The following is a 22,704-nucleotide window of genomic DNA, read 5'->3' on the forward strand; positions in this document are numbered from 1 at the left end:
TGACCAATAGCGATTCAGATCGGTATAAAGCTTAGTTTAGATTCTAAAGCGGATTGCACTTGGAGGGATCAGGATTGGGTAGCTTAATTAAAAAACAAATAGAACTTCTCAACCTCAAAGGCATCCCTTCTCAGGTCGTGCAAGGAAAGAGAGATGAATTTCTCACGAGGTGGGAAGGCGTATTCGCTCAATCTTTGAGCGGCTCCCAAAAGAGAAAAATCCGGTTTTATCAGAGCATGTGGAATGTGTTCAGCTTAGATAAAGCAGCTAGTACTAGAGGAGAAAAAGCGATATCTGCCTTTACCGGGCTGAATAAAAAAGAATGCTTCATCTTTTATGCCGGAGAAGAAAATGCCCTTTATCTTCAAAATGCAAAGGAGTTAAAAGGGGGAGATTTGGTAGCCCATTTCGATGTTTTTATTGAAGATATTTATGTAGTAGATAGGGAATTTGCGTGGACCTTCGTGATTCCGCATGAGTTGGATTGCGGGCCTTATTTTACTGCAAAACAATCGAAATGACTCGTCGAGGTTATTCCCTTTGTTTTCTATCCGGAAAAGAAAATGAAGATAGGCATTTCAGGAAATTCGTAATCCTGCCGGGTGGCGATTTTCCAACTTTATCCTTTTAAAATACATGGGAGCCCAGCGGTTCCGATAGTTAGTTTTCAGCTCAAATGATCAGAGGAGAAAAGATCAACATGAATTTATTATCGTTAGCAATCGGAATCAGTTTTTTAGGAGTAATCATTTTTGGGGCATTATCATTCATTGAACTTTATAAAATATGTAAATTTATGTGGAATATGAAGAAGAATGAAAAGGTGCTCCAGGAGGAATGGTTCCGTCTATCACAAAAAGCCGTTTTTTATAATTTATTTTTTTTTATAGTCGGAGCTGTTTTTAGAATTCTAAAGGGAATATAGAAACATTCAAAACCTAAGGAGAAGTTTTACCACCCTTTAAAGAAAAAAGTATTCATTGGGTGGCGCACAGGAAGGATCTTGCCGAAATGTATCAGAAACTTAAGCTTTTCTCTGTATCCATCATCATTAATTCATTGATTGGATATATCTTTTTAGGCTTAAAGCAGGAAATCAATTGGCTTGAAGGGATTTGGCGGGCAATTGTACTGCTCTTTCTATTTTCGCTGCTGCGAAATCAGCATGAGCAGCAGGAAAGGATCACGGAAGTTCAGAAGCAGGTTATCTTTTTTCTTAGCCTCGTGATTGTTATTGCTGGAGGAATCGCTTATTCCGAAATTTATGCTAGATGAAGATCTTGCGGCATCGGATTACTCAGATAGAAGTATAAAAGGGGGGGATTCGATTGCAGAAAAATGGAGGTGATGGCTTTGACTTTGCTATACATAGCAATAGGGGGAATATTGGGGAATAACTTTTGGAGCAGCCGGTGCGCTTTTCGGAATCGGATTAGGCGTGGCATATAGTGTTTCTCAAGCCGCTCAAAATAAAACGGCAGAACTAGAGAGCAAAGTTGAACGCCTGGAGTTGAAAATGAACGATGAAATTGCAGCAATTAATGAATGGATAAAAGAAAAAACCTGAAAGGAGGTTCAAATGTTAAAGAGGATATTCTTTGGGTTTCTTGGTATCCTACTTTTCTTTGCGGCATCCTGGTATGTCTTTCAACGAGTTGATCGAGGCTATGTAGCAGATATGCGCGAAATGGAAGGAGGAGAGCGGCTCTTAATAATTGAGCTAAAGGAGCATGAGACGGCAAACAAAACAAAAAATGAAATACAGCGGTTGTTGGAAGAGAAAGCGGCTCAATCACAGGGGACTTATTTTTCCATCCCTTGGGTCAATGAACAATTAAACACGGAGTTTGAAAAAGGAGATCAAGTGAAGGTGTTCTGGCGGGGAATAGTAATGGAATCCGCTCCTGGCCAGATTGACGGGACCAATTTGATCCTTACGTTTGATAACTAAGTATAATTAAATTAAAAGAAGCAAAGGAGCAGCGGATAGTGATCCGCTGCTCCTTTTAATGGATCCCTTAAGTGCCGGTTCAACGGACGCTGTCTAATGAACGGCGTCGCCTAAGCGAGGCGAACTTCTCCAATACCGGCCCTAATTGGAACAATAATACCCCTCCGCTAATCAATAGGACACCGAACAAGGTTTGCCATGTGAATGGTACTTTTTCGAGGCCAAGCCAGCCAAGCGAATCCCAAGCGAGACCGAAAAGAATCTGGGATACCATGACGAGTGATATGGCGCGGCTCGGACCTAATAGTTGCACGCCTTGTGTGACACAAGTGACAACTCCGATACCGACAATTCCGCTGAACCAGAACCATGGTTCCGCTTCAAATTGGAATAATCCGGCGCCTTCTACTGTGATGCCGATGGCAAACGATGCAGCTAAGCCAAGTCCGAGGACCAAAGCAGTGGTCGACCAGACGCTGACCTGTTTTTTTACATTTGCATTGAACGTATTCTGCAGACAGACAAGTGTGCCGCCGAACAACGCTAAAAGAATGCCAAGAGCCATGTGAGCTCCTCCTATTCGTAAATATTCTGTCCGGCTTGGCGAAGCAGCGCTTTGCGGTCGAGCAAAGTTATGGTTCCGCGTTTTTTCATTATCCAGCCGTTCCGTTCGAATTGTTTCAGTACCCGGTTCAGATGCCGATAGCTCGTGCCGATCAAATCCGCCATATCAACGAGCGATGTCGAATCGATCACCGGCTTTTCAGGCGTCATGGAAAGCAGGTAGCTGGCCACGCGCACATCAACGGAATAAAGCAGGTTAAAGTTCATGGCACGCGATTTCATTTCGAATTTATGCGTGATGGTTTCAAGCAGGAATTGCAGCCAGGCCGTGTTATCGGCCATTTCAGCCCGTACCAATTCATTAGGGATGCGGATTACAACCGTATCCATTACTGCCTCTACCGTATTGATGAATGGACAATGCCGCACGTATTCAATATCGCCGACAATATCGAACGGCGATTTAAATGCGAGGATCAACCGTTTTCCTTCGGGGGAAAGCATCGAGACTTTCAGTTTTCCTTGGACCAGAAAACAAATCGTGTCGGCTGTATCGCCTTGGGTGAACAGCCGTTTTCCTGCTGCGTAGGATTCCAGCCGCATCGCTCGCTGCAACCGTTGCGGAAACATATCGGCCAAACCGAAGCCTTCCAAATGATCAGCTATTTGTTTCTCCATCCTTTGCCTCCTTACCACTTCAACACAACAACTCCGGCAATCATTAATAATACGCCTGCGACCTGTGTCCGGCCGATTTTCTTTTTGCTCATCTCAAACCATCCTCTTTGGTCGATAAGCACTGCGGCAACCAATTGGGCAATCAAAAAAACGCCGATGGTCAGGGTAACCCCCATCCGATGGACGGCAGTCATATTGCTGAACAATACCAAGGCGGCTAGAAGGCCGCCGGAAGCATATAGCGGTGAGACGCCTCTGATCTGCTTGTATGATTTATCCCGAAGAAGAAGGACAATCAGAACCGCCAGCACAAAGCCGGTCATCTGCGTCATCGCTGCAGCTTGCCAAGTTCCGATCTGCCCGCTGATTGTGGCATTAGCCACGCTTTGGAAAGTCAAAAAGAAGCCGCCTGCAAGTGCAAATAAGATTCCTTTCATCAATGCCACGCACCTTTCTTCCTTTTACTTTATATGGGTTGTGCGGAGCGGGAAAGGACATATGTCCCATTATATACTTGCAATCAAGACGAGGTCCTTTTTTAAATACAGAGACCGTTTCATGACATTTGTGCATCAAATTCCATATTAAAAACCAGCTGGCAATGGTCAGCCTGCTGGTTTCTTTGATTCTTTCATTTCAAAGGAGTGAATCGGCCGGATTTCTATTTCCCAACCGAGCTGTTCCCCTATGGCTACTTGGACTGTCGGGTGCATAGAGGCTATGTGAATCGCTTCTTCGAAATTGCTCGCTTCAATAATAAAAACACTGCCCAATACCCTTTTGTGTTCCGCGAAGAGATTCTCAAAAATCTGGATTTTCCCGTCAACCCGCTGCAAGATCTTCACTTCTTTCTCAACACCTGCATCCACCAGCAATGAGCCGCTATTACGGAGTTTTTCGAGGGGAGGCTGGCATTCCTGCATGATAGCATTTATTTCGTCTTGAGGAAGAGCATCCATTTTATCCTGATTGAAAAAGCCCATACAAAGATATTGCATATGAAAACCTCCATGTTGGCCTGGGCATCCCCAAGCGAGAAATTTTTGCGCATAACATCTTTCAAACGCTAAACAGAAACCATTTTAAATATAAAGCTGATTAAATAAATTCTCTAAATATCCTCATAGTCCTTCTCAAAACAATAATTACTTTGAATAGGCATAATTGGAAACTGAATAGCTAAGAAACAATTGATCTTATTTGAAGTCTGGTTCTTGAAAATAATGCCCAAGCAGTGAAGCATTGCTTTTCCTTCTGTTCAGACGCCTTCAGGTTGTATTGAAATGGTAATGGCTTTAAAAAGTATTCCATTTCCATCTTTTTTATTAAAATGTGAAGATAACTTGCAACGTCAATTCAAATTTCCTATAGCAGGTTTTACTTTTTAGGATAATGAAAGTGCTTCCCTAGCGCTTGCCGCACTATGGGAGAGAAGGATTTTGTTAGAGAAACTGCAATAGCGGTGGTCCTTCTTGTTGGGGGGAATTTGTTTCGTATAGACATTTCGTATGAACTTTCAAATATAGGCATATCTATTCTGTTAATGGTTCTATTGGATTGGGTAATATTAAGTGTAAACCTATATTTACATATATTACTATTAGTATCACTGAATTAGTAAATATAGGAATTACTATTTCAAGGAGGAGGATTTACTGAATGCCATTCAAATCAAGAAATTACAAGCAATTTATCGCAGCGGGTGCTGCTGTCGCTATGGTTGCGACAGCTACCGTGCCAATGGTGTCAGCTAATGAAGTAACAACGGCGGCGTTTACAGACGTGCCTGACCGTTACGATTTGGCGATCGACTATTTGGTAAACCAGAATTTGTCGAAAGGTTTGACTGCAACAACTTACGGAATCAACGAATCGATCAAGCGCGGAGATGCAGCTATCATTTTGGCGCAAGCATTGAATGTCATGGATCCTGATGCACCTTCTGCCGGTTTCACAGATGTTCCGACACGCGGAGCACTCGCGATCAATTCATTGAAAGCGGCTGGAATCATCAACGGGAAAACAGCCACGCATTTCGGCTTTAACGACACCATCACACGCGGCGAAGTCGCTTTGATGATGAGTGATGCAGATGCTTACAACCTCAAAGGCGACGTATCATCCATGACTTTCACGGACGTAAACAGCCGCTACGCTGAGGCAGTTGCCGGATTACTGGCAAACGGCGTAACTGAAGGCGTATCCGAAACAACTTTCGGAACAAACAACTCCATCAAGCGCGGCGATTTTGCAATTTTTGTTTTCAGAGCAGAAATGCTTCAAGTTGAAGCGGCAAGCGACGCTTTCATTGAAGCGATGAACGGCTTTGCAGCACTTGGTGCAGAATTCGGCTATGAAGTGGTAGTTGATGAAAACGAACTTTATACATTCAACATCACAGGTTCTGGTGATCTTCCTATTCCGGAAAACGGAACAGGCTTCTTCGAAACTTTGGTTGACCAGAACATTGACACAATTGAAGTGAATGGCGAAGTCTTTGTCATTGCTGATGAGGCTGGCAAACCGACTGAAGACGTCCAAGCAGCAAAAGAAGCGATCCTTCTTTCGTTGTTCAGCGAAGAATCAGTTGATTTGACGTTCCACTTCCCTTACAACAACGAGGTTACACCGGTAACCTACACATTCAACTTCTTCCCGGAGTGAAAATAGCAACAAAGGCGTCCACAGCTGTGGACGTTTTTTTTATTGACCATATTTTCAATGAATTCCGAAAACTGAATTTACATTCTTGCATAATTCATTTACACTTACTGTATACAGGATACACTGTAAATTATAATTATGTAGAAAGGAGGTATTATGGAGAAGCTGGCGAAAAAAGCGACATTGGCTGAACAAGCATATGAGTACATTAAAAAACTGATTGTCACCGGGGAATTGAAGCCGGGCGAAGAATTGCCGGAAGAGAAGCTGGCGATGGAACTGGGGATCAGCAGAACGCCCTTAAGGGAAGCTCTAAGAAGACTGGCTGTTGATACGCTTATCGAATTAAGAAAACCAAAACCGGCGGTTGTCGCCGCGTTTACTGGCCAAGATGTCAAAGAAATCATGGAACTTCGAAGGATATTGGAAACTCACGGACTTGTAGAGTTATCGAAAGCAGATCAATGGCGTGTCATAGAGGAAATGAAACTGAATGCAGAACAGCAATGGCAGGCAATCCAAGCCAAGGACTTTGTAAGGTTCATGGATCTGGATCAGGAATTCCATTCACTCCTCTGCCGGAGCCATGAAAATAGGCGGCTCCGAGAAATCATAAGAGGCATCAACACAGGCGGGAGCAGGGCATTCCTGTTGCTGTCGGATGTGGTCGGCGACAGCGCAGAAAAGGCGCATGCGGAACATATGGCCATCATCAAAGCGATTGAAGAGGAAAATGTAAGCAAAGCGAAACAGCAATTGGCGGTTCATTTGAACAATATCGAAAGCCGCCTGCTGAAATACATTTCTTAGGAGGTACTATGAAAAAATTACTGGGATTTTTACTAATCGGATTAATCATTTTATCAGCATGCGGCAGGCCGGACAGCGGAGGGACCACTTCAGAGAACGGGGAAGCGGACGGGGAAACATTCACTATCAGATTGGCGCATTTGGTACCGGAGGAACAATCGTCCCATGTGGCGGCGGAAGCTTTCAAGGAAAAGCTGGAATCCGAATCGGACGGCCGCCTGAAAATCGAACTCTATCCGAACGGCCAGCTTTACGGATCGGACCGGGAAGCGATTGAAGCGGTTCAATTGGGAAATGTGGAAATGACGATCCCAGCTGTTGCTGCTATGGCGTCTTTCAATGACAAATTCCAGGTATTCGATTTGCCGTTCCTGTTTAATGACAACGAAGCTGCTTACCGCGCGTTGGATGGCGAACTGGGCCAGGAATTGATGGCCGACCTTGAAAATAATGGCATCAAGGGCTTGGTCTTCGGCGAGAACGGATTCCGCCACGTTTCAAACAACGAAGGGCCGATTGAAACGCCTGAAGACATGCAGGGGCTGAAAATGCGCACACTGGAAAGTCCGCTGCATACCGATACATTCAACGCTTTCGGCGCGAATGCATCGCCGTTTGCTTTCGGAGAGCTTTATACCGCGCTTCAGCAAGGGACGTATGATGCGATGGATTGCCCGATTTCCTTGTACTACACCAATAAATTCTATGAAGTGCAGGATTACTTGACGTTGACCGGACATGTATATGCGGCAACGGCCCTTCTGGTAAACGACGATTTCTACAATAGCTTGCCGGAAGATTTGCAGGAGCTTCTGATGGAAGCGTCGGAAGAATTCCGTACCGAACAGCGTGAACTTGCGCAACAGCAAGATACAGAATTTTTGGATCTGTTGAAAGAAGAAGGCATGCAAGTAAACGATCTGACTACTGAACAGCGCAATGCGTTCCGTGAAGCTGCAGAGCCTGTCTATGCAAAATATGAAGGGCAGATCGGCAAAGAGTTGATTGATCAGGCGCTTGCTGCCAACGAAGAATAAGGCGACTAGACAGGTGAAGAATCAAGGAAGAAATTCCTTGATTTTTCGTTTTTTGAAAGGAAGTGCAGAAATGATCAAGAAATTCGAAAAAGCAGAAGAAGCCTTTCTGGTTTTTACGCTTGTGGTGATGGTGGCATTGATATTCGGCCAGGTGGTTGGCCGCTATGTTTTTTCCAACGCGCCAAGCTGGACAGAGGAAATGGCCCGGTATATACATATTTTCCAAGTATGGATCGGGGCGAGCTATGCGGTGAAACTGCGTGAACATATCCGCGTAGAAGCATTTATAACGCGGTTCAAGGGATTGCCGAGAAAAATCTTGGAAACGGTCTCGTTGCTGATTTGGTTCGGGATGGCATTGTTTCTTGCATATTTCGGCACGGATCTGGTGTTGAGCAGTTTTGCCAATGGCCAAGTGACGCCGGCCATGCAATTGCCGATGTGGATCCCGTTTTTGGCGATTCCGATCGGCGGTATCGGCATGTGCATCCGCCTGATCCAGCAGCTGATTAAAATCTGGCAAGGCGATTATGAGATGCACAAGGGAGGCGACCTCCCGGCATGACAATAGCCCTCTTATTCGGTACTTTATTCGTTTGCTTGTTGATCGGCGTTCCAATTGCGGTTGCACTTGGGGTGTCCGCATTGACCGCCATTTACTTCGGAACAACATTGCCTTTGAGCATCATTACGCAAAAGGCTTTCACGTCACTAGACTCATTTCCGTTGCTGGCGATCCCGTTCTTTATGCTGGCCGGCATATTAATGGGCAAAGGCGGCGTTTCCAAGCGCCTTCTCGCACTAGCCTCAGCATTGGTCGGCTGGATGACCGGCGGCCTCAGCATGGTCACAATCGTCGCGTGTATGTTCTTTGCAGCTATCTCCGGGTCCGGCCCGGCGACGGTCGCGGCAATCGGCAGCTTCATGATTCCGGCGATGATTGCCCGCAAATACGACGGGGGCTTCGCTTCCGCAATTGCAGCATCCGCTGGTTCGATCGGTGTTATGATACCGCCGAGCATTCCGTTTGTCCTGTACGGTGTCATCGGCGGCGTTTCCGTCGGCAGCATGTTCCTTGCCGGCATCATCCCGGGCGTCCTGATCGGTGTAGGCTTGCTAATTACCGGTTACCTGATTTCCAGGAAGCGTGGATACAAGCCTGAACCGGGGGAAGTAGCCAGCTTTCAATTCAAGGACGTTGCCCGTACTTTCTGGGACGCAAAATGGGCGCTGCTGATTCCCGTGATCATCCTCGGCGGCATCTACGGCGGCATCTTCTCGCCGACAGAAGCTGCAGTAGTGGCAGTAGTCTACGCAGTCATTATCGGGAAATTCGTCTATAAGGAGCTTTCCTGGAAAGACTTGTATGAGAGTTTCCGGCAAGCGATTGTCATCAATGCCACAACGATGATCATCATCGGGTTGTCTGTTTCATTCGCGTATTTCATGACCATCGAACAAATACCGGGTGAAATTTCCGATTACCTGACGGCACTTTCGACCAATCCGCTGATCATCCTCCTTGCCATCAACTTGTTGCTGCTGGTCGTTGGGATGTTTATCGATACCATTTCGGCGCTTGTCATTCTGACGCCGATCCTATTGCCGATTGTGGTGGAGGTGGGCGTCGATCCAATCCATTTCGGTGTCATCCTTGTCGCCAACTTGGCTATCGGTTTTGTCACACCTCCGCTTGGCGTCAACTTGTTCGTCGCATCGAGCGTTGGGGGCGTCCGATTTGAACGAATCGCGGTTGCAGTCGTACCGTTCTTGATTTCCATGATTGTCTGCTTGCTTATCATTACATTCGTACCGGCATTGTCCACGTGGCTGCCGAGTTTGTATGAATAAGGGAAAGCTTGCAGGAAGCAACCACAAGATTTCTATGAGCAGTGACTGAATTCAAATCTTGAAATAACAAGAACCCGGAATTTTCACGATTATTTGTGAGAATTCATGGGTTTCTTTATTAAGGGATGAGTTTACATTAGAAATATTTTGCTTGAAGCCAAGTTGATTTCTGTCCATGGCCTTTTGACTCGTCTGTCTTCGCATTCAAATTTGACTATTATTCTGTTCTTTCTGGATTTAAACAGGCTCGACTGACTTGGCGATTTCAAGCCCTTTGTCAGGGAGCGGTAGATACGAAACCCGCCACTATGGAGATAAAACAGTTCATTAAAGCTTTTGAACGGTTGGGAGAATTTTGAATCGCGTTTCTAAAGTGGGCCAAAATGGCAGAAAGCTTGTCCATTTCAAATACTGGAAAGAGACGATTGCCAATAAACCACTTAGAAAGGGGTGTAAAATAGGTATAGGAAACCTCAGATGTTAAAATATTTTTAATATATTGAATTATAAAAACATTGCTCTATAATTATAATGAAGAAAGGATAGATGCCAATGAAAAAAGATGTATCTTACAGTAGTTTGCCCTTCGAGTCATATAATATTGTGAACTACTGCTAGCCGAATTCCATGACCTAATGAATAGGACTGCACGTATTTAAAGCAAAATTTCTTATCGCCATATACATAAATATGGTTTATCGGTTAATACCGGAACACAAGTACGAAATTGAAGGAAAAGTTACAGGTATTGAGCAGAAAAAATCTTTTATCGTAAATAAACTGGTTTCAAAATTCATTTAACAAGAGGCAATACGGGCATTAAAAGATAAGTAGATTTTACAAAGGGGGATATCAAATGAAGAAAAAATTAGGTTTACTTTCAGTGACATTATCTGCGGTAATGGTGCTAACGGCATGTGGCGGTTCGGAAGGCGGGTCAACAGCTGATTCGGATGAAGTATATACGTTGCAGGCAGGACATTCTCTGCCGGATGACCATCCTTACCACTTAGGTTTCTTGGAAATGGCGGAAAATGTAGAAGAACGCACGGATGGGCGAGTGAAAATCGAAGTGTTTGCCAACAGCGAAATCGGGGCAGAACGTGAATTAACGGAAGGGATGGGATTGGGGACTGTGGATTTGGTTGTTTCGTCAACCGCTCCCGTTACCAACTTTGTACCTGAGTTAGGTGTTCTCGATGTTCCGTTCTTATTTAAAGACCGTGAATCCGCAGTGGAAATTTTAGAAGGTGACATTGGAGATGAATTGTTTGCGAAGATGGAAGAAAACGGAATTGTCGGTTTGTCTTGGGGAGAAAACGGATATCGCCATATTACAAACGCGATACGCCCAATCAATACCCCGGCAGATCTGAAAGGCCTTAAAATCAGAACGCAGGAAAATGAAATCCATCTTGCGGCTTTCGAAGCGCTAGGCGCACAGCCGACGCCAATGGCATGGACAGAAGCCATTACAGCTCTTCAGCAAGGAGTCGTTGATGCCCAAGAAAACCCGGCAATTGTTGCCGATCAGTTTAGTTTATATGAAGCCAACCAAAAATACATGACATTGACAGGCCATGTGTATTCTGTAGCTGTGTACATGATGAGCAAGCAAACATACGATGAATTGCCTGAGGATTTGCGTGACATCGTAGTAGAAGAAGGGCAAAAAGCAGGTGCAGCTGAGCGTGATTTGATCGTTGAAATGGAAAAAGAGTCTTTACAAACATTGAAAGATAACGGCGTAGAAATTATCGAAGAAGTTGATCTGGCACCTTTTCAGGAAGCAGTTAAGCCGGTATATGAGCAAATTGAACATCAGGATTTGCTAAATCAGATTCTAGATGCGCAATAAACACACTTGATAAGGCTAAAAAATAAAAGAGAGAGACAGCTCTCTCTTTTTTATATCGGAGGAAAATCATGGGCAAAGTTATTGACTATATGAATATTGGAATTAAGCACTTTTTAAATATTATTTTAGCTGTGTTGGTGACTGTTGTTTTCCTGCAAGTCATTTTCCGGTTTGTTTTAGGATCCCCGCTTGCCTGGACTGAAGAACTAGCTCGGTACAGCTTGATTTGGATCACTTTTTTAGGAGCCGCTTATGCAATGTCTCTGAAAGCACATATTGGAATGGAACTCTTTGTTAATCTATTCGGCATTCCAATGCGGAAGGCGCTTTATATCCTCTCGACCATAGCCACTCTTGCTTTTTTCCTGATGATGGTGATTCAAGGAACCGATTTAGCGATGCAATCCATGTCTCAATTGTCGCCGGTATTAAGAATACCGATGGGGATCATTTACGCTGTCATTCCGTTAAGCGGCCTCATTTTGATTGTGAATATGGCATCCCAGTTCCGTAAAGACTTTAAAAGCGGGGGTGTTTAAAAATGGCCATCATATTATTTGTGCTGCTAATCATTTTATTTTTGATCAACGTGCCGATAGCTGTTGCTTTAGGATTGGCATCAGCGCTTGTCTTTTTTATCGATGGCAATGTATCCCTTATTGTCATTATGCAGCGGATGTTCAATTCCGTTGACTCTTTTCCGCTTATGGCCATTCCGTTCTTCATCTTAGCCGGCAAATTGATGGAAAGCGGAGGAATTTCCCAACGTTTGATTCATCTGGCGAATGTTATTTTTGGGCGTGTCAAAGGCGGCCTCGCCATTGTATCCATTGTAGCTTGTGCGTTTTTTGCAGCGATTTCCGGGTCTGCCGCGGCCACTACAGCTGCAGTCGGTGCTTTGCTGATTCCCGCCATGGTCAATAAAGGCTATGATAAAAGTTTTTCAACTGCGGTCCAAGCAGCAGGAGGAACCATCGGCATTATGATACCGCCAAGTGTACCGTTAGTGTTATATGGAGTGGCGGCAGGTGTTTCGGTCAGTGAATTGTTTATAGCGGGAGTTATTCCTGGTCTGCTTGTAATGGTTTCATTGATTATTTTGGTTTATATTATATCGCTAATCAAAGGATATGGAGGCGGCGAAAAATTCGGCTTTGTCGATTTTGTAAAGGCATTTGCAGATGCGTTTTTGGCGTTGATGATGCCGGTGATTATTCTGGGCGGGATATATGGCGGCATTTTCACCCCGACTGAAGCGGCGGTTGTGGCAGTGGTTTACGGCTTGATCGTAGGTCTCTTTATCTACCGTGAAATCAAGATTAAAGATTTGGTCACTATTTTTTCATCTTCTGTAGTTGTCACAGCGGTCATTATGTTCATCATCGCAGGGGCTTCCGTTTTCGGCTATTACTTAACACGGCAGCGGATTCCTGCAGAATTGACAGAGTTGACACTAGGAATTACTGAAAACTGGATCATCGCTTTATTGATTATTAATGCGATTTTGCTGATTTGCGGGATGTTCCTGGAAACTTCTGCGGCCATCATTATCCTGACGCCGATTCTTGTTCCGATTGTCAGCGCTCTGGAAATCGATTTGGTTCATTTTGGCATCATAATGATTGTTAATTTGGGGATCGGCTTTATCACGCCGCCTGTAGGAGTCAACTTGTTTGTGGCGGCGAATATAGCAGGTACAAAATTTGAAAGCTTATTGAAAGCCATTATTCCTTTCATTTTGATCATGCTGATTGATGTGCTTCTTGTTTCATTCATACCGAGCATCAGCTTGTTCTTAACTGGTTTCTTGGAATAACTATACAAGATGAATAAAAGAATCACTCGTTAAAACCGCGTCGGCCACTCTGGGTATGGCTCCCGAGAGAAGCCAGGCAAAGAACGCCTGACTTCTTACTTCGCCTAACCCTTGGACGCGCCGGCGCTTAGTTTCAAAATTTAAATTTAATATTTCAACTTAACTAATCTGGGGGCGGATGCATGGATACATATAAAATAGCGGTCATTCCGGGAGACGGGATTGGCCCGGATGTAACAAATGAAGCGATGAAAGTTTTGGAAGCTTTGCAGGAACTGGACGATGCCTTTGAGGTGAACTTCAAGCTTTTCGACTGGAGCAGCGAGTATTATTTGCAACATGGACAAATGATGCCGGATAACGGATTGGACCAATTGCAAAAGTTTGATGCGATCTTGTTCGGGGCAGTGGGTGATGCCCGGGTACCGGATGAAATTTCGATCTGGCAATTGATTATGCCGATACGGAAACAATTCCAGCAATACATCAATATGCGCCCCATCAAAAAATTGGCCGGCATCGATTCGCCTTTGAAAAATGGCAGTCCGATTGATTTTATGGTATTCCGGGAAAATGCGGAAGGTGAATATTCCAATATTGGCGGACGGCTGTACCAGGAGCAGCCACAGGAAATGGCGATTCAAAATACGGTTATCACGAGGCAAGGCGTTGAACGGATTGCGAAGTATGCCTTTGAATACGCCAAAAAGAACAATAAAACAAAAGTGACAAGCGCGACGAAATCAAATGCCATCATTCATTCAATGAAATTGTGGGATGAAACCATCGAAAAAGTAGCCGTTGATTATGAGGGCATCGCGCTTGAAAGTTACTTTATCGATGCGTTGACGGCGTATTTCGTTATGCGGCCCGAATCTTTTGAAGTAGTGGTCGCATCGAATTTGTTCGGGGATATCTTGACGGATTTGGGAGCGGCATTGGTGGGGGGGCTCGGCGTTTCTCCTTCAGGCAATATCAACCCCGAACGGAACTTCCCTTCGATGTTTGAAGCCATTCATGGTTCGGCACCGGATATTGCTGGAAAAGGAATCGCCAACCCGATTGCGCAAATCTGGTCAGCTGCTTTGATGCTGGAGCATTTAGGGCGCCCCGACCTGGCAGCTGCAATAGTGTCTTCTATAGAAAATGTGTTGCAAGAAGGTGAAGTGTTAACTCCGGACCTTGGAGGGAACTCGACCACTTCGGAAGTCGGAGATCGAATCGTTGAAGAAGTGAAGAAACAGCTGATTACCAATTAAAAGAGGAGGAACGATATGGATTTATCAAATAAAGTAGCGATTATCACCGGTGCAGGCGGCGGGATGGGGCAAGTGGTCATCCAAAAGTTTCTTGAAAGGGGCGCAAAAGTCTCCGCTGTGGACATCAATGTGGATGCAATCGGTGAGCTAGCGGAAAAATATCCGGATCAATTATTGGTTACTACAGCGAATTTGACTGATGAAGACAGCGTAAACGGGCTTGTCCAAAAAACGGTGGAGACATATAAACAAGTGGATATATTGTTGAATGTCGCTGGAGTGGCTCAATCAGCTAAAAACATCGAAGATGTTTCTTTGGCAGAATGGGAACGGATTATGGCCATCAATTCAACCGCTGTTTTTCTGACTTCAAAAGCAGTCGTTCCATTTATGAAGCAAAAGAACAGGGGCTCGATCATCAACGTCGCTTCCGTTTCAGTTGACCGGCCGCGCCCTGGCCTGAATGCTTATGTCGCTTCAAAAGGAGCCGCGATTTCACTGACAAAAGCATTGGCGATTGAATTGGCACCTTATAATATCAGGGTGAACGCAATTAATCCAGGGCCGGCTGATACCAAAATGCTGGCGGAATTTGTTCCGGCGGGAGGCGACCAAAGTGAAGCGAAAGAAAATACCTTCCGCAGCAGCGTGCCTTTAGGACGCTTGATCACTCCTGAAGATATTGCCAATTGTGCAGTCTATTTAAGCTCGGACTTAGCCCAAATGATGACCGGCAGTGTTGTAAATGTCGACGGCGGACGCGGAATCTAATAATAAGGAAGTGGCAGAATGGAAACTGAAAATCGGTTGAACTATATAAATGGCGAATGGGTTGAAAGCGTTGGACGAGAAGTATTCGAGACGAAAAATCCTGCAAACGGGGAAACTTTGGCAAAAGTCCAGAGAGGCAAGGCGGAAGATATCGACGCCGCAGTAAAAGCGGCCCGCAATGCCTTTGAATCGGAAGGATGGCAGACATTTCCGCCAATCGACAGAGGGCGCATTCTGTATAAAATCGCCGAAGAATTGCGGAACGATGCAGAAGAAATTGCCATGCTGGAAACGTTGGATACAGGAAAACCGCTGTCCCAAGGACGAAAAGACGTAGAGGCGGCTGCCTTGTATTTTGAATACTACGCAGGCATGGCAGACAAGATTTTCGGGGAGACGATACCGGTTCAGCCGGGTATTCTCGATTACACGCTTCGTGAACCGATTGGCGTGACCGCGCATATCGTCCCTTGGAATTATCCACTTCAAATACTTGCCCGCTCGACGGCGGCGGCCCTAGCCACTGGAAATACCGTGGTGGCGAAACCGGCGGAAGATACGCCCCTTACTGCAATTAAACTGGCTGAACTGATCGACAAGTCCACATTGCCAAAAGGCGTTTTCAATTTGGTAACCGGGTATGGAAGCGAAGCTGGAGCGGCGTTGTCAAATCACCGCGATGTCGACCATATTACATTTACGGGCTCTGTCCAGACAGGTTCCGCCGTCATGATTGGCGCAGCTAAAAATGTGAAGCCTGTGACACTGGAATTGGGCGGCAAGTCGCCGAATATTGTCTTTGAGGATTGCGATCAAACAGAAGCGGTGGATTGGGTGGTCCGTTCCATCATCCAAAATGCAGGGCAAACCTGTTCCGCCGGATCGCGGCTTCTGGTCCAAAACTCCATTAAAGAGGAATTCCTTCGTAAAGTGGTCGAAAAAATGAAAGCAATCACAATCGGATTGGGCGTCGATGATCCAGATCTAGGACCGATTTTAAATGAAAAACAATTTTCACGTATTTTAGAGTTTATGGAAGTAGCTAAAAATGAAGGAGCGGAATTCTTAACGGGTGGAAAGCGGGAACAAAGGAACGGTTTGGAAAACGGCTTTTTCTTCCAGCCAACAGTCATAGACAACTTGGATCCAAAAAGCTATGTAGCCCAGGAAGAAATATTCGCGCCGGTCGTCGCCGCGTTTTCGTTTGAAACCGAAGAACAGGCCATCGAGTTGGCGAATGGAACTGATTATGGGCTGGTGACAGGCATTTGGACAAAAGACGCTGCAAGAGCCCATAGAGTGGCAAACAAAATCCGCGCTGGGCAAGTGTTTATCAACAATTATGGTGCTGGCGGCGGTGTACAAATGCCGTTCGGGGGTTATAAGAAAAGCGGATTTGGGCGTGAAAAAGGGTTGGAAGCATTGCGCAACTACACGATTTTGAAAAATGTGGCTTTAAAGTATTGAATGAGTAGGGTGAATTGGATGAGGTTTTGAAGAAGCATGTAGATCCTGATAGGATTTATGTGCTTTTTTAATGGACAAAATAGTGTTTCGCCATTTATTCTTGAACGTGTGCTTGGCATTTCAAGGCATTTTTAGGCTCAAACAACTTTCATTCAAACCTGGCCAACTTTCCTGCGAGCATCACCCATCGCCATTTTAACCGTCGTGCTGGTCTGGTCTGTTCAAAGAGGGTTTTTAAGTTGCTGCCCCAGTCGAAACAAGGATTAGAGCGAAAATCAGTAAAAAGAAGAATCGGGGAATGAAGTTGGAAAAATCACTCGTCTGCATAACGGCTATTTCCAATAAATTTTGGAAAATAAAAGTACAAGGCAATATGTTCATCGTTTCATATGGAAAAATCGGGACACAAGGTTCGATTAATACCAAAGAGTTCGCTTCAGAAGAACTTTGCTGGAAAGAAGCCAACAGGCTGATCGAATCAAAACTGAAAAAAGGCTACCGGGAAAGCTTGGAACAAGACAGTGAAGTGGGCGTCATGACGGAAAGCCAATTCTGGGATCTTGTGGAGACGGCCCATCAAAAAGGCGGCGACATGGAAGAACAGCTCGAATGGCTCGACGGAAAGCTTGCGAAAAAGCCGGTGAGCGACATTATCAAGTTCGACACTCATTTTAACCGGAATTACATAAAATCATATACATCGGATTTATGGGCTGCGGCTTGGATCATCATGGGCGGCTGCTCCGATGATTCCTTCGATTATTTCCGGGCTTGGCTTCTTTTCCATGGGAAAGGGGCATATGAGGAAGCCATCCGGAATCCTGAAAGCATCATTCCCGATCTGGAAAAATTGGACGGTGAAGTTCCTGAATTCGAAGCGTTTCTTTATGCTGCCGGCGAGGCGTTTGAAGAAAAGACAGGGCAAGACCTGGACAGCTATTTGGAAATATACAGCCAGCTCTCAGGTGATGACCAGGAACAGCCGGATTTGGAGATGGAATGGGATGAGGGAGATGAAGAAGGGCTTCGCAGGAAGTTTCCAAGGTTATGGGAATTGTATGGAGAGAATCCGATAGGGTAGGACTGCAAGATACACTGTCAAATAGGCCGCAGCAGGAGGTAAGAAACTTTCTGAAGCGGCCTTTTTTGCGAGTGATTGTATGGGCATTTGAAATCTGCCAACAAAAAAACGCCCCGTAGGACGTTTTCATTTATCTGCTCCGCAATTTTGAAAGCAAACGCAGAATTTCCAGGTACAGCCAGATCAATGTCACCAAAAGCCCGAACGCGCCATACCATTCATAATACTTAGGCACGCCTTTTTCAGATGCGTTTTCGATAAAATCAAAATCCAGCACCAGATTTAGGGCAGCAATGATGACGATGACAACGCTGATGGCAATGCCGAGCGGTGTCGCTTCGTGCAGATGCGGAATTTGAAAACCGAAAAAGCTGCCGACAAAAGAAATCAGGTAGACGATGAAAATGGCGCCAGTCGCTGCTACAACCCCCAGCCTGAAGTTCTGTGTCACTTTGATAAAGCCGGATTTGTAAGCGAGCAAAAGGCTTAATAGTACACCTATTGTCAACAACACAGCCTGAAAGACGATGCCGCCGTATTGTACTTCGTATTGGGCGGATACTGCCCCTACGAACAATCCTTCAAGCAATGCATAAAGGGGCGCAGTGAAGGGCGAAACTTTCGGGATGAAGATTGTCACCAATGCGACAAGAAGGCCGCCGATTGCGCCCACGAGGATCAGCGGCATGGCGCTGTCCGGGTTGCTAAGGAATTGGTTCCAGGAATAGACGAAAGTCGCCAAAACCAACAGCAATAAAATGAAGGTTTTATTGACAGTTCCTTGAATGGTCATCTTTCGGCCTGTTCGGGCATCGGTGAATTTTTCAAATGCTTCTGGTTTCAAGCTAGGGTTTCCACTTCTCAAAATATCACCTCAATTAATAATCCGTACAACTCCATTATAGCCGTAATAGTTCTGATGGACAAAATTGTAACGGAACCAGCATTCATTTCTTCGGATCCCTTTCATGAAAAAAGCTCCAGGGGAGGGAGAATTGAGGTCAGTCATTTGCAAATGAAGATAGTCTACAGATGGAAGAAGCTCAGCATGAAGCGGCAGCTGCTATATGCCCACAAAAAAACTTCTTGAAAAATGTTATTGCACAATGCTTTTAATTAAGATAAATGATAAGAATTTACTAGACTCCTTATACAACTTCCTCAATAAATGACATTGTTTTTTAAAAATATAAAGGAATGCTTTGAAATAAAAGTATAGAAGAAAAGCATAAAGATTTCTGAATTAAAAGAATATACTATATCCCTTTACATTTTTTAGATGATAGAATAGTCTAATGGTACAGGAAAAACCATATTAAATGGTAAAAATAAATGATTTTAAGCAAAGAGTCCTATTTTCAGGATGAGAATTCTTAAATTTGTTTATTGATTTTTCTGAATAATAGTTTGTTGTATTTATTGCTCAGCTTCAATCTCTATCAAGCCGAGCGCATTGCTCCAATAAAAAAATGGAAGGAATGATCGCAGTGGTTGGTACGGAAGCACGGGAATCAATGGAAGAAAGCATCAGCAAGCTTATGGACGCAGAACTTGAATTTCATTCAGGAAAATGGCGTTTTCAGAAAAAGCGTCAAACGCCAGCGGTGGAAAAGTTAAGCATTCACTTGGACACAATGTTGGATCTTTTAGTATCCTTCGGGCCGTTCAAACAAGATGGGGAAGCAGTGAACCAAGCGGAAATTTTTCTTCTGCCGGAAGAACTGCCGATTTTCACCTTGGCATTGTTGCGGCACCCGATTTTATTTCCATCAAGCTATTCACAGCAATTGTCCATGGAACGGGGCTTGTATTGCTTGCGAATAAAGTCAGTAGAAGCTCCAGAAGGATTTGCACGGAGGCTTTCTGAGTCTCTTCGTATGCTGGAAGATTGCATTAAGCCATAAAATGCGCAGTTTGTATGTTTTGGGAAGAGTCGAGGTAAGTTATTAGTCGGATTGCCTGTGTTTGGTTGATTATCAAGCGGAACGATACTAAGGAGGATGTTGACATGAATGCTCTTATCAAAGAAGAACAAAAAATGGATCACCTTGCAAAATCTTATCTGCAGCTATACACGGAATATATAAGCGGCTATAAACAATATAAATCCGAAAAGGAAAATTCCGCTTACACAGTTTCTGAAGAAACTGAACGCACCCAGCATTGATGAATTGATCAATTCGTTTATGCACTGCCGATCCAACCGGCCGAAAGTGGGGCGGCATGCTTCAGTACCGGTATCTTTTCGCTAAAAAGCTCCATTAGTTGTTGCTAAACAACTAATGGAGCTTTTTTCGTCTGCCGATCATCCACAGAATTTGATGCAGCGAATGGAGGATGAAGGGTTTTAGGAATGGCACATAAAAGATGGTATGGATTAATGAGCAGAGAATAAAGACGGAAATATCTGTTTTTTCATCTGATTTTCACTTTTCTCGTCTATACTTCATTGAAACTGAAGTGCCGGATTCGACCTGATGAAGCGCAATGCATCAGAATTGCCGCTTTCTTAGATTCTAGCCGCAAACGGATGAGGGGGAAATTGTATGGAGGATGTCTATTTTGATGAACGATACGGCAAATTGTTCGAGCAAATCGAAAATGGTGTTGCGGAAGTTTTTGAGTACCGCCACGATGCGGGGGAAATCAGGCACCTGTTCATCAAACGTGAAATTCCGATGAATCTCCAAGGGCGGCGTTATTATGATCTGGTTACACCCTACGGCTATGGCGGCCCTCAGATCCTGCAATGTGAAGAAGGGCGGCAGGCTGAGCTGGTAGAGGCGTTCGAAGGAGCTTTTCATGAGTATTGCTCCAGCAATTACGTGGTTAGCGAATTTATCCGTTTCCATCCGCTGGCCGGCAATGCGGAAGATTTCCGTTCATGCTACGACGTTGCATATCTTCGTGAAACGGTAGGCACCAACTTGAAAGCATACGCCGACCCGATCGAAGCTGAATTCTCCAAATCAGTAAGAAAAAACATTCGACAAGCATTGAAAGCGGGAGTGGAGTACCGTACCACACTGCATCCAACAGATCTGAGTGGATTTAAAAGCATTTACTATAAAACGATGGAGCGCAATGGAGCAGATGCCTTCTATTATTTTACAGACGACTATTTCAGTCGCCTAATGGAACTACTCGGAGAACATGTGCTGCTCATAGAAGTGCTTTATGAAGGCCGTGTAATCGGTGCAGCGCTCAATCTGGTCTTTAACAACCTGGCGCATACCCACCTGTCCGGCCATCTATCCGAATTCAACCGCCTGGCGCCGGCAAGTGTGCTTTATTATGCATTGGCACTATGGGGCAAAGCCCATGGCATTGACCTGATCCACGGCGGAGGCGGTCGGACAAATGAGGCTGATGACAGTTTGCTCGAGTTCAAGAAAGGCTTCGGTGCAAAAAGCGGCTTCAAGTTCCATGCAGGCCGCAAGATCTGGAACCGAGAGATATACCAGGAATTATGCTTGCGGATGAAAGTTCCGGCGAACACCGAGTATTTTCCTTCGTACCGTTCAGTTCCCATAAATGAATTCAATTGTGTCTAAGAAGTTGCTCGAAATCGGGTTTTAAAGCTGTTTTTCCGTCTACTGTCCACAGTTACCCTTAAGGGAAATGCAAAAAAATGCTCTTAACTGGATCCTACAGCTTCCTTTTTTGCCAATCAGGCAGAAAAAGGCTTTTTGCGTTAAAATGGAAAGAAGGAAGCAGACAGTAGGAGGCATTTCATGAACAGCTTTATCGTCATGCAAGGAGAAACTTACCACGAAGAACGGAATGCAGGCATTCTTTGGACGCCACAGATTGATAAATCCGGCATGGTGCCGCATTCATGGAACCGGATGAAGGAGCTTCAAAAAGGCGACCACGTTTTCCATTATGTCAAAGGCGAGATTGTCGCCATCAGCTCAATAGAAGAAGGATGCCATAAAGGCGGAGTGCCGAACCGCACCAAAGAGGCGTTTATTGCAGGCGCAAGATATCAGGAACTCGATTTTCCACTGTCGGTTAGGGAACATTTCAGCGAAATCCAGCCGCTGCTGCCATTGAAGTATTCGCCGTTCCAGGAAGACGCAAGCGGCAACTCGGGTTACCTCTACCCATGCAACGAGGAACTGGCGATGCGAATATTGGAGCTCATAAGCACCCAAAACTTCTTTTCTGTGGAAGAAGAGCAATTGGAACTCGCAATTGAAGTGGTCAGAAGGACAAAACACAATCCGCTCTTGACCATGATTTCAGAGATGGAACTGGACATCAAAACAAAAATGCGGCGTGGCAAGGCACAGTTTCGCAAGAACCTCCAAACACTTTGGCAAGAAGGCTGCCCGCTTTGCGGCATTGCGATCGAGGAAGCGATGACCGCGAGCTATGCGAAACCATGGAAAGACAGCACGGACGCCGAACGGTTGGATCCTTATAACGGCATCCTTTTATGCGCCAACCATGCGGCGCTTTACACAGCCGGCTTGATCGCGTTTACCGGAGGCGGTAGTTTGCGCGTGGCCAGCCGAATACCGAAACAGCTCTATCCGGTCTATGGCCTCGCTAAAGGCGCCAAAGTTCCGGCGGCACCGGAACACGCCCCGTATTTCCGTTGGCACAAGCGAAATATTTTTGTCGAGCCACGACAGGTCCGGCTCCTCAAACCCTTAGAACAAACAGAAGGCGACTAACATGTCCGATATAAACAACCTCCATTTGGAATGCGGCACAGACTGTAGACAAAGTCTACTTTTAATGAATAGAGATGCATAAGCCCGACCGGGCTGGCCACTTCGCTTTCCGTGGGCTCGGCTTCAGCCGCTTCCCTTGCTTCCCTCGCTTCGCTCAGTCCAGCGTTTAATGTGATTTAAGTCAAGCGCTGTCTATGCCGATTTTTGACAACACA

The 22,704-nt window shown here is 45.1% G+C and carries 26 protein-coding genes; 21 read left to right on the forward strand and 5 right to left on the reverse strand.

Annotation, left to right across the window (positions count from 1 at the left end; translation table 11 throughout):
• The first annotated feature begins 74 nt into the window (after positions 1-74).
• The 5 genes from ACTL32_RS13420 (at position 75) to ACTL32_RS13440 (ending at position 1,951) form a co-directional block, all read left to right on the forward strand.
• Positions 75-521, forward strand: coding sequence for a DUF4275 family protein (locus ACTL32_RS13420; RefSeq protein WP_441341953.1), 447 nt, complete (start codon positions 75-77; stop codon positions 519-521).
• A gap of 179 nt (positions 522-700) precedes the next feature.
• Complete coding sequence (locus tag ACTL32_RS13425) at positions 701-925, forward strand: hypothetical protein (protein ID WP_441341954.1); 225 nt, start codon at positions 701-703, stop codon at positions 923-925.
• A gap of 86 nt (positions 926-1,011) precedes the next feature.
• The gene (locus ACTL32_RS13430) at positions 1,012-1,275 is read left to right on the forward strand and encodes a hypothetical protein (RefSeq protein WP_441341955.1); all 264 of its coding nucleotides are present in this window, start codon (positions 1,012-1,014) and stop codon (positions 1,273-1,275) included.
• A 163-nt stretch (positions 1,276-1,438) separates the two neighbouring features.
• A complete protein-coding gene (locus tag ACTL32_RS13435; protein ID WP_441341956.1) occupies positions 1,439-1,567 on the forward strand; it encodes a hypothetical protein in 129 nt (42 codons plus the stop codon).
• 12 nt (positions 1,568-1,579) lie between these two features.
• Positions 1,580-1,951, forward strand: a complete 372-nt coding sequence (locus tag ACTL32_RS13440) for a hypothetical protein (protein WP_441341957.1) — start codon at positions 1,580-1,582, stop codon at positions 1,949-1,951.
• A 79-nt stretch (positions 1,952-2,030) separates the two neighbouring features.
• Here ACTL32_RS13440 and ACTL32_RS13445 read toward each other — a convergent pair whose 3' ends face one another.
• The 4 genes from ACTL32_RS13445 to ACTL32_RS13460 all read right to left on the reverse strand — a co-directional run bounded on the left by ACTL32_RS13445 (position 2,031) and on the right by ACTL32_RS13460 (position 4,191).
• The gene (locus ACTL32_RS13445) at positions 2,031-2,516 is read right to left on the reverse strand and encodes a DMT family transporter (RefSeq protein ID WP_441341958.1); all 486 of its coding nucleotides are present in this window, start codon (positions 2,514-2,516) and stop codon (positions 2,031-2,033) included.
• Between the two features lie 11 nt (positions 2,517-2,527).
• A complete protein-coding gene (locus tag ACTL32_RS13450) occupies positions 2,528-3,193 on the reverse strand; it encodes a Crp/Fnr family transcriptional regulator (RefSeq protein WP_441341959.1) in 666 nt (221 codons plus the stop codon).
• Between the two features lie 11 nt (positions 3,194-3,204).
• Entirely contained in the window at positions 3,205-3,630 is a 426-nt protein-coding gene (locus ACTL32_RS13455) for a DMT family transporter (RefSeq protein ID WP_441341983.1), read from the reverse strand.
• A gap of 168 nt (positions 3,631-3,798) precedes the next feature.
• Positions 3,799-4,191: a YciI family protein gene (locus tag ACTL32_RS13460; RefSeq protein WP_441341960.1), complete on the reverse strand. Its 393-nt coding sequence runs from the start codon at positions 4,189-4,191 to the stop codon at positions 3,799-3,801.
• Positions 4,192-4,852: 661 nt separating this feature from the next.
• Between ACTL32_RS13460 and ACTL32_RS13465 the strand changes: the two genes are divergently transcribed.
• From ACTL32_RS13465 to ACTL32_RS13520, 12 genes are all read left to right on the forward strand, one after another.
• Positions 4,853-5,857 carry an S-layer homology domain-containing protein gene (locus ACTL32_RS13465; RefSeq protein ID WP_441341961.1) on the forward strand — a complete coding sequence of 335 codons (1,005 nt, stop codon included), beginning with the start codon at positions 4,853-4,855 and terminating at the stop codon, positions 5,855-5,857.
• A gap of 156 nt (positions 5,858-6,013) precedes the next feature.
• Positions 6,014-6,667 carry a GntR family transcriptional regulator gene (locus ACTL32_RS13470; protein ID WP_441341962.1) on the forward strand — a complete coding sequence of 218 codons (654 nt, stop codon included), beginning with the start codon at positions 6,014-6,016 and terminating at the stop codon, positions 6,665-6,667.
• Positions 6,668-6,675: 8 nt separating this feature from the next.
• Positions 6,676-7,704 (forward strand): TRAP transporter substrate-binding protein, encoded by a 1,029-nt coding sequence (locus ACTL32_RS13475; RefSeq protein ID WP_441341963.1) that lies wholly within the window; start codon positions 6,676-6,678, stop codon positions 7,702-7,704.
• A gap of 70 nt (positions 7,705-7,774) precedes the next feature.
• Complete coding sequence (locus tag ACTL32_RS13480) at positions 7,775-8,269, forward strand: TRAP transporter small permease (RefSeq protein ID WP_441341964.1); 495 nt, start codon at positions 7,775-7,777, stop codon at positions 8,267-8,269.
• A complete protein-coding gene (locus ACTL32_RS13485) occupies positions 8,266-9,555 on the forward strand; it encodes a TRAP transporter large permease (protein WP_441341965.1) in 1,290 nt (429 codons plus the stop codon). Before ACTL32_RS13480 ends, ACTL32_RS13485 begins: the two co-directional genes overlap by 4 nt.
• Before the next feature lie 856 nt (positions 9,556-10,411).
• Positions 10,412-11,413 carry a TRAP transporter substrate-binding protein gene (locus ACTL32_RS13490; RefSeq protein WP_441341966.1) on the forward strand — a complete coding sequence of 334 codons (1,002 nt, stop codon included), beginning with the start codon at positions 10,412-10,414 and terminating at the stop codon, positions 11,411-11,413.
• Between the two features lie 68 nt (positions 11,414-11,481).
• On the forward strand, positions 11,482-11,952 hold the full coding sequence (locus ACTL32_RS13495) for a TRAP transporter small permease (RefSeq protein ID WP_441341967.1): 471 nt from the start codon (positions 11,482-11,484) through the stop codon (positions 11,950-11,952).
• A 2-nt stretch (positions 11,953-11,954) separates the two neighbouring features.
• Positions 11,955-13,229, forward strand: a complete 1,275-nt coding sequence (locus ACTL32_RS13500) for a TRAP transporter large permease (protein ID WP_441341968.1) — start codon at positions 11,955-11,957, stop codon at positions 13,227-13,229.
• Between the two features lie 182 nt (positions 13,230-13,411).
• Positions 13,412-14,488, forward strand: a complete 1,077-nt coding sequence (locus tag ACTL32_RS13505) for a tartrate dehydrogenase (RefSeq protein WP_441341969.1) — start codon at positions 13,412-13,414, stop codon at positions 14,486-14,488.
• Positions 14,489-14,503: 15 nt separating this feature from the next.
• On the forward strand, positions 14,504-15,259 hold the full coding sequence (locus ACTL32_RS13510) for a glucose 1-dehydrogenase (RefSeq protein WP_441341970.1): 756 nt from the start codon (positions 14,504-14,506) through the stop codon (positions 15,257-15,259).
• Positions 15,260-15,277: 18 nt separating this feature from the next.
• Positions 15,278-16,726 (forward strand): aldehyde dehydrogenase family protein, encoded by a 1,449-nt coding sequence (locus ACTL32_RS13515; protein WP_441341971.1) that lies wholly within the window; start codon positions 15,278-15,280, stop codon positions 16,724-16,726.
• Between the two features lie 304 nt (positions 16,727-17,030).
• The gene (locus ACTL32_RS13520; RefSeq protein ID WP_441341984.1) at positions 17,031-17,807 is read left to right on the forward strand and encodes a DUF4240 domain-containing protein; all 777 of its coding nucleotides are present in this window, start codon (positions 17,031-17,033) and stop codon (positions 17,805-17,807) included.
• Between the two features lie 130 nt (positions 17,808-17,937).
• Here the strand turns inward: ACTL32_RS13520 and ACTL32_RS13525 are convergent, their stop codons facing one another.
• Entirely contained in the window at positions 17,938-18,672 is a 735-nt protein-coding gene (locus ACTL32_RS13525; RefSeq protein WP_441341972.1) for a Bax inhibitor-1/YccA family protein, read from the reverse strand.
• Positions 18,673-19,285: 613 nt separating this feature from the next.
• On the opposite strand from ACTL32_RS13525, the gene ACTL32_RS13530 reads away from it, so the two are divergent.
• The 4 genes from ACTL32_RS13530 (at position 19,286) to ACTL32_RS13545 (ending at position 22,489) form a co-directional block, all read left to right on the forward strand.
• Positions 19,286-19,711 (forward strand): hypothetical protein, encoded by a 426-nt coding sequence (locus tag ACTL32_RS13530; protein ID WP_441341973.1) that lies wholly within the window; start codon positions 19,286-19,288, stop codon positions 19,709-19,711.
• Positions 19,712-19,815: 104 nt separating this feature from the next.
• A complete protein-coding gene (locus ACTL32_RS13535; protein ID WP_441341974.1) occupies positions 19,816-19,974 on the forward strand; it encodes a hypothetical protein in 159 nt (52 codons plus the stop codon).
• Between the two features lie 379 nt (positions 19,975-20,353).
• Positions 20,354-21,361 carry a GNAT family N-acetyltransferase gene (locus ACTL32_RS13540; protein WP_441341975.1) on the forward strand — a complete coding sequence of 336 codons (1,008 nt, stop codon included), beginning with the start codon at positions 20,354-20,356 and terminating at the stop codon, positions 21,359-21,361.
• A gap of 180 nt (positions 21,362-21,541) precedes the next feature.
• A complete protein-coding gene (locus ACTL32_RS13545; protein ID WP_441341976.1) occupies positions 21,542-22,489 on the forward strand; it encodes an HNH endonuclease in 948 nt (315 codons plus the stop codon).
• Positions 22,490-22,704: the final 215 nt, after the last annotated feature.

The organism is Planococcus sp. FY231025 (assembly GCF_052078085.1).
Taxonomy (GTDB): Bacteria; Bacillota; Bacilli; order Bacillales_A; family Planococcaceae; genus Planococcus.